6 protein-coding genes are annotated in these 7,302 nt (G+C 62.9%); 3 read left to right on the top strand and 3 right to left on the bottom strand.

Going from position 1 to position 7,302, the window contains the following annotated elements; translation table 11 throughout:
- Positions 1-295 precede the first annotated feature (295 nt).
- Complete coding sequence (locus C1A35_RS30465) at positions 296-985, top strand: phosphatase PAP2 family protein (RefSeq protein WP_104667976.1); 690 nt, start codon at positions 296-298, stop codon at positions 983-985.
- 94 nt (positions 986-1,079) lie between these two features.
- Here C1A35_RS30465 and C1A35_RS30460 read toward each other — a convergent pair whose 3' ends face one another.
- A complete protein-coding gene (locus C1A35_RS30460; protein ID WP_104667975.1) occupies positions 1,080-2,969 on the bottom strand; it encodes an MFS transporter in 1,890 nt (629 codons plus the stop codon).
- A gap of 496 nt (positions 2,970-3,465) precedes the next feature.
- On the opposite strand from C1A35_RS30460, the gene C1A35_RS30450 reads away from it, so the two are divergent.
- Together C1A35_RS30450 and C1A35_RS30445 are read left to right on the top strand one after the other, a co-directional pair.
- A complete protein-coding gene (locus C1A35_RS30450) occupies positions 3,466-4,500 on the top strand; it encodes an aspartate-semialdehyde dehydrogenase (protein ID WP_034800169.1) in 1,035 nt (344 codons plus the stop codon).
- Between the two features lie 194 nt (positions 4,501-4,694).
- Positions 4,695-5,516, top strand: coding sequence for a lytic murein transglycosylase (locus C1A35_RS30445; RefSeq protein ID WP_104667982.1), 822 nt, complete (start codon positions 4,695-4,697; stop codon positions 5,514-5,516).
- Positions 5,517-5,601: 85 nt separating this feature from the next.
- Here the strand turns inward: C1A35_RS30445 and C1A35_RS30440 are convergent, their stop codons facing one another.
- Entirely contained in the window at positions 5,602-6,255 is a 654-nt protein-coding gene (locus tag C1A35_RS30440) for a carbonic anhydrase (RefSeq protein ID WP_104667981.1), read from the bottom strand.
- Positions 6,256-6,384: 129 nt separating this feature from the next.
- Entirely contained in the window at positions 6,385-7,266 is an 882-nt protein-coding gene (gene pdxY, locus C1A35_RS30435; RefSeq protein ID WP_104667980.1) for a pyridoxal kinase PdxY, read from the bottom strand.
- Positions 7,267-7,302: the final 36 nt, after the last annotated feature.

Genomic DNA, 7,302 nt, shown 5'->3' with positions numbered 1-7,302 from the left:
AAGGCGCGAAAAAGGTCGGCACGACGGAGATGGGCGACGCCATCCTCGCCGAGTTCAAGGCGCTCTCGGCGTAAGCCACGGACGATACCGGAAGGCGTCACGCTGGCGCTGACAGGTCCCTAAAAGACAGACACCTCCGGAGAGCATCCGGAGGTGTTTTGCGTTTCACGGCCTTGAATTTGACAAAAGAACCGACACATCGGGAGAAGAACAGCCAGAGCCATTTGGCGCGGCAACTGGCAAGAACAAGCGATGCCGCGCGACTGGCAAGTGAGCGCGGCAGAACGGGAGTTACATGAACCGACCACTCGCGGCCACCGGATGGATCATGCTGACGACAGCCGTGCTCGTCTTCGCGCTCGTCCCGCTCGATCCGTTTCTGTCGCAGCGCGCGCAGGGCCTGCCGGACAGCATCGTCACCTTCAACGAAAAGATCACCGATTTCGGTACCTTCGGCTGGATGATCTATCTCTCCGGCGCCGTGCTTGCGGCCGCCTTCGTGCTGCGCCGGGCGGCAAGCCAGGGCCCCCTTCAGAACAAGGCACGCACCGCCCGCAATCTCGCCGCCTACTTCCTCTTGACGATCGGCACGGCCAGCGCGCTGGTGCATATGCTGAAGTTGCTGATCGGTCGGGCACGGCCGGAACTCTTTGCCGAACTCGGCGCCTACAGCCTGACGCCGTTCGCCGCCAGTGATCTCTACGAGAGCTTTCCGTCCGGTCACTCGACCGCGGCAGGTGCCTTTTTCGGCGTCTTCGCCATGCTGTTGCCGAGGCTGAGGCCGCTCTTTCTGCTCCTGGCGCTGACGATCGGCGTTTCCCGCGTCATCGTCGGCGCCCATTATCCGAGCGACGTCGCCGCCGGCCTGCTGCTCGGCCTATGGACATCGGTGATGATGGCCTTTGTCTTCGCCAAATACGGCCGGCTGTTTTATCTCGGCCCAGGCGGGTGGCCACTCGTCGGGCGAAACGATCCGCGCCAATAAAAAGCCGGCGCGGAAGGCCGCGCCGGAGTCAGGAGAGCCGTGATAGCTCGGGGAAGATTTGGGGTGCTCCCGGATCTCTCCGGGAGCAGAAGGCTTAATCCATCGCGTGGATGTCGCGATCCTTCGTTTCCGGCAGGAACAGCATGCCGATGACCAGCGTGATGCCGGCGAACACGATCGGGTACCAGAGGCCGTAGTAGATATCGCCCTGGGCCGCGCTCATCGCGAAGGCCGTTGCCGGAAGCAGACCGCCGAACCAGCCGTTGCCGATGTGATAGGGCAGCGACATGCCGGTGTAGCGGATGCGGGTCGGGAAGAGTTCGACCAGCAGGGCTGCGATCGGGCCGTAGACCATCGTCACGTAGATGACGAGCACGGTCAGAACCGCAATGATCGTCGTCCAGTTGACGTTGGCCGGATCCGCCACCATCGCGTAGGTGCCGCCGCCGGCAATCGTGTAGACGGCCATTTCGGTGGCGGCGCCGACTTCGTCCTTGGTCAGCAGCTTGTCGGCGATGAGCTTTTCGGCCGGAACCATGGCCTTGTCACCGCCGCGGACGGCAGCTGCATCGAGCGACAGTTCCGGGTTGGCGGCAACGAAGCCGTCAAGCTTGGAGTCCGGAACCTTGGCGGCGCCACGAACCAGCGGGTAGCCGGCGGCGTGAAGCGCCGTGTTGGTCTGCTTTTCGAAGGCGGCATTGGCAGCCTTGGCACCGTCACCAGCAGCAACGGCGTCGTAGCTGTTGATCGTGGTATCGCCGACCTTCACCGTTGCCGCCGTACCGGCAGCAGCCGTCATGACGACGTCATAGGGGACGGAGTTCTTGGTGAGGAACGCGGTTGCGATATCGCACGAGGTCGTGAACTTCGCGGTACCCGTCGGGTTGAACTGGAACTTGCAGTCGCCCGGGGCCGCGGTCACCGTTGCACGAACGGTCGCCTGAGCCTGTGCGAGTGCCGGGTTGCCGGCCCAGGTCAGCGCCTTGAACAGCGGGAAGTAGGTCAGCATCGCAAGCAGCAGGCCGGCCATGATGATCGGCTTGCGGCCGATCTTGTCGGAGAGCCAGCCGAAGAACACGAAGAAGCCCGTGCCGAGAATGAGCGAGGCGGCGACCATGATGTTGGCCGACTGCGCATCCACCTTGAGCACGCCGGTCAGGAAGAACAGCGCGTAGAACTGGCCGGAATACCAGACGACGGCCTGGCCGACGACGGCGCCGAACAGGGCCAGAAGCGCGATCTTGGCGTTCCGCCACTGGCCGAAGGCTTCCGACAGCGGCGCCTTGGAGGTCTTGCCCTCTTCCTTCATCTTCTTGAAGGCCGGCGACTCGTTCATCTTCAGACGAATCCAGACGGAGATGCCGAGCAGCACGCAGGAGAGCAGGAACGGAATGCGCCAGCCCCAGGCCGCAAACGCTTCCTTGCCGAGCGCGAACTGCACGAGCAGGATGACCACCAGCGACAGGAACAGGCCGAGCGTCGCCGTCGTCTGGATCCAGGAGGTGAAGTAGCCCCGGCGCCCGTTCGGCGCGTGTTCGGCCACGTAGGTTGCGGCACCGCCATATTCACCGCCGAGCGCCAGGCCCTGCAGCATGCGCAGCACGATGAGCAGGATCGGCGCAGCGATGCCGATCGAGGCTGCACCCGGCAGGATGCCGACCAGGAAGGTCGAAAGACCCATGATCAGGATGGTGACAAGGAAGGTGTACTTGCGGCCGACGAGGTCGCCCAGGCGACCGAAGACCAGCGCGCCGAACGGGCGAACCAGGAAGCCCGCAGCAAAGGCCAGAAGCGCGAAGATGTTTCGCGTCGTTTCCGGATAGGAGCTGAAGAAGGTCGCGCCGATGTAGACGGCGAGCGAACCGTAGAGATAGAAATCGTACCATTCGAAGACGGTACCGAGCGACGAGGCGAAGATGACCTTCTTCTCCTCGCCGGTCATCGGACGCGTTTTTGCGTCGTCCGCTGTCGCGACATTTGCCATTTTGTTTATCCTCCACTCCAAAACAGCCTGTTGGAGCGCCCATTGGCTGGTCCGGCATTCCTCCCGAGAATGGCCGGACGTGGTGCGCCTGATTTGAAGGATGTCAGAAAAGCGCCCGCGCAGGCAGAGATGCTTTCGGCTTATGACTTTCGTCTAATGCGGCGATCGATCGCGGCCAGCGCGCGAAAGGTGCGCCGTACCGCAATGTCTTGACTCTTCCCCAAAACCGCGTAAGAGCAGCGACGAACGAGGAAATCACCACCATGCGACCGATCGGTCCAGCCATCGCTGCTTTGATCCTGCCGGCTCTTGCCGCGGGGCAGGATGTCGATTTTTCGTTCGCTTGCAAAACAACGGCCAAAACGACGACGAAAACCGTCTGACGTCTCTGGCCCTCCGCTCTCTCCCCGGTTTGGCCGGGGACAGGAACCCTCGCGGCAGGTCGCGCGGTTTCCCCCTCACCCGACGAGGAGAGACAGAAAAGAGAGCTTAGATCATGGGTTTCAAGATTGCAGTCGCAGGCGCCACCGGCAATGTCGGCCGGGAGATGCTGAACATTCTTTCCGAACGCGGCTTTCCCGCGGATGAAGTGGTCGCGCTTGCTTCCGCCCGCTCCCAGGGCACGGAAGTCTCCTTCGGCGACAAGACCCTCAAGGTCAAGAACCTCGAAAACTACGATTTCTCCGACACCGATATCTGCCTGATGTCGGCCGGCGGCGCCGTATCGCTCAAGTACTCGCCGAAGATCGGCCAGCAGGGCTGCGTCGTCATCGACAACTCCTCGGCCTGGCGCTACGACGCCGAAGTGCCGCTGATCGTGCCGGAAGTAAACCCGGACGCGATCGCGCAGTTCACCAAGAAGAACATCATCGCCAACCCGAATTGCTCGACGGCCCAGCTCGTCGTTGCGCTGAAGCCGCTGCACGACCACGCCAAGATCAAGCGCGTCGTCGTCTCGACCTACCAGTCGGTTTCCGGCGCCGGCAAGGACGGCATGGACGAGCTGTTCAACCAGACCCGCGCGGTCTTCGTTGCCGATCCGATCGAATCGAAGAAGTTCACCAAGCGCATCGCCTTCAACGTCATCCCGCACATCGACGTCTTCATGGAAGACGGCTACACCAAGGAAGAGTGGAAGGTTCTGGCCGAAACCAAGAAGATGCTCGACCCGAAGATCAAGGTGACCTGCACGGCCGTGCGCGTACCTGTCTTCATCGGCCACTCGGAATCGGTCAACATCGAGTTCGAGAACGAGATCACCGCTGACGAAGCGCGCGACATCCTGCGCGAGGCGCCGGGTTGCCTCGTCGTCGACAAGCACGAGAACGGCGGCTACGTCACCCCTTACGAATGCGCCGGCGAAGACGCAACCTACATCTCGCGTATCCGCGAGGACGCAACCGTCGAGAACGGCCTCAACCTGTGGGTCGTCTCCGACAACCTGCGCAAGGGTGCTGCGCTGAACGCGATCCAGATTGCCGAGCTGCTGGTCAACCGCGGCCTCATCAAGCCGCGCAAGCAGGCCGCCTGAAAACGGCAATAGGACAAGTCACTCCCGCCAGGCTCTTCCGGGCCTGGCGGGTTTCCTGTTTCGCGAGGGGCCGATCCTTTCCCGGATTCACGTGAAACCACGATAAAGTTACCTGCCGCTTGCGGGAGGTGACACGGCCGGCGAAGGCTGGCATTTTTGAGAGCAACGAGATTCGGGCTATGACGGGGTATTTCATGCACAGGGCGAAGTGCGTAGCAGTGGGGCTTGCCGCCCTGATTTCAACTGCAGTTTTTCCGGCGGTGGCATCTGCCGCCCAATGCGGCAATGACGGAAGCGGCTTTGCTGCCTGGGTGCAGAACTTCAAGCAGGAAGCCTCCGGCAACGGCATCAGCCCTCAGGTACTCGACCGCGCTTTGTCGAACGTTTCCTACAACAAGGCGACGATCCGCGCCGACCGCGGCCAGAAGAGCTTCAAGCTGTCGCTCGACCAGTTCATGCAGAAGCGCGGCGGCCAGGTGATCATTTCACGCGGCAAGAAGATGAAGCAGCAGAACGCCGCGCTCTTCGCCAGCATCGAGCGCCGCTTCGGCGTGCCGGCCGGCCCGCTGATCGCCATCTGGGGCATGGAGACCGGTTTCGGCGGCTTCATGGGCAAGGAGCACACGCTTTCGGCCGTTTCGACGCTCGCCTATGACTGCCGTCGCTCGGACTACTTCACCAACCAGCTCTATGCGGCCCTGCAGCTCGTGCAGCGCGGCGACCTGAGCCCGGATGCGCGCGGCGCCGCACACGGCGAGATCGGCCAGACCCAGTTCCTGCCGGCCAACGTCCTGAAGTACGGCGTCGACGGCGACGGCAACGGCCATGTCGACATGGTTCGCTCCAAGGCCGACGCGCTGGCCTCCACCGCCAACTTCCTGCGCGGCCATGGCTGGCAGCCGGGCGCCGGCTATCAGCAGGGACAGGCGAACTTCGGCGCGATCCAGGGCTGGAACGCGGCAACCGTCTACCAGCAGGCGATCGCCATCATCGGCGCCGAGATCGACGGTCTCTGATCCCAATACGATCCGCGCGTCTCTCGGATGCGCGAAACTTCGCAAAACGAAAAGCCCGGCTCTCAGGAACCGGGCTTTTTGCTGACTACATGCCCGGCCGGGAGAAGTCGCCGGTCGTCGGATCCATGACCCAGAGCTCGCCAGTCGAGATGTCGAACCAGGCGCCGTGCAGCTGCAGCTTGCCTTTGGCCTCAAGGATCTGGACGCAGGGGAAAGTGCGCAGATTGGCAAGCGAGTTGCGGATCGAAACCCGCTCGAGCGCGCGCTGGCGCTCCGCCTGGGTCATCACGTCGTTGCTCTGGATCTGCTCGGCCGCGGGCCTCAGCAGATGCATCCAGCGACCGATGAAATCACCGGGTGATAGCGGCTCGGCGTCCGGATCGAGTGCCGCTTTGATACCACCACAGCGGCCATGGCCCATGACGACGATGTCGCTGACGCGCAGCGACTGCACGGCGAACTCGAGCGCCGCCGAGGTCGAGTGGTAGTGACCGTCCGGCTCGTAGGGCGGCATGAGATTGGCAACGTTGCGCACGACGAAGAGTTCGCCCGGGCCGCTGTCGAAGACAGTTTCGGGTGCGGCGCGCGAGTCGCAACAGGCAATCACCATCGTCCTCGGCTTCTGGCCCGTTTCCGCCAGCGCCTTGTAGCGCTTCTGCTGTTCGCTGAAGCGGCCGCTCATGAAATTATGGTAGCCGTTCAGAAGGTAGTCAGGAAAACGCTGCTGCTGCTTGTCCATCGGTTGCTCCGCTGCTGCTTCGAGCCAGACACAGGCTTTCGCCCGCATCATGCCTGAAGTCATGAAAGTCATCATGATCTAAAGTTCAATCCACGATGTCTTCCAGGCATCGTTGATGAACAGCTTCTTCTATTTTCGCCGTATCTGACTGGGATGCACCAGCCGGCGCATCTGCACCATCGCCATCGGCGTCGAAAGGCTCGACGCGTCCTGCTCGATGGTCAGCTCATCCGCGCCGCGCTTGACACTGCGCGCGATGATCTCGAACACGCTCGCGGTCGCCATCTGCAAGGCGCGTTCCTCCGAAAGTCCTTCGAGCAGCCGCGCCAGGAACACGGCGGTCAGCAGATCGCCGGTGCCATTCGGCGGGTTTTGCACCAGCCTGTGTTCGGCAAGCAGCGCGTGGTTGCCCGAGAGGAAGAGATTGCCGGTCCCGCCACTCATCATCGGCACGGCAGAGGTCACCAGCATGCGGGCCGGGCCAAGGCCGAGGGCCGCGTCGAGGATCGCCGTATTCGTTTCCAGCGTCGCTCCAGCAAGCCAGGCAAGCTCGTAGCGGTTCGGCGTCGCCAGATTGGCAAGCGGCAGCAATCGGTCGCGGATGGCAACGGCCGTGGCTTCCGGAACATAGAGACCGCCGGCATCGCCGATCACGGGATCGCAGGCGTAGATCAGCTTGGGATTGCGCTCCTTCAGCGCCGTCACCAGTCGCGCCACGCCCTCGGCCTGGCCAGTCGAGCCGAGGTAGCCCGAAAGCACGGCACGCACCTCGCCGACCCAGGGTGCTGCAATGAGGTCATCGATCACCGACCCGAAATCCTGATCGGAAATGGTCACCCGCGTCGAGCGTCCATGGCCGGGGTGCCAGGGGAGGATGACGGTCGGCAGCGCCCAGACCGGATGCCCCAGTGTCTCCAGCGCGAAGACCACGGCCCGGTTGCCCACCTTGCCGCGCACGACATGGCTCGAGATGACGATGACGGCGCCGGGCAGGGAAGGCATTTCGGGCATCGACCAGTCCAATCCTACGATCTCGAAACTCTGTTC

The organism is Ensifer adhaerens (assembly GCF_002940685.1).
Lineage (GTDB): Bacteria > Pseudomonadota > Alphaproteobacteria > Rhizobiales > Rhizobiaceae > Ensifer > Ensifer adhaerens_E.
The sequence above is the reverse complement of the archived record's forward strand: the minus strand, read 5'-3'. Positions and strand labels throughout refer to the sequence as shown.

Bases quoted from the DNA above. Each gene is read 5' to 3' on its own strand.
- C1A35_RS30465 (WP_104667976.1), top strand. From the start codon at position 296: ATGAACCGACCACTCGCGGCCACCGGATGGATCATGCTGACGACAGCC.
- C1A35_RS30460 (WP_104667975.1), bottom strand. From the start codon at position 2,969: ATGGCAAATGTCGCGACAGCGGACGACGCAAAAACGCGTCCGATGACC.
- C1A35_RS30450 (WP_034800169.1), top strand. From the start codon at position 3,466: ATGGGTTTCAAGATTGCAGTCGCAGGCGCCACCGGCAATGTCGGCCGG.
- C1A35_RS30445 (WP_104667982.1), top strand. From the start codon at position 4,695: ATGCACAGGGCGAAGTGCGTAGCAGTGGGGCTTGCCGCCCTGATTTCA.
- C1A35_RS30440 (WP_104667981.1), bottom strand. From the start codon at position 6,255: ATGGACAAGCAGCAGCAGCGTTTTCCTGACTACCTTCTGAACGGCTAC.
- pdxY (WP_104667980.1), bottom strand. From the start codon at position 7,266: ATGCCCGAAATGCCTTCCCTGCCCGGCGCCGTCATCGTCATCTCGAGC.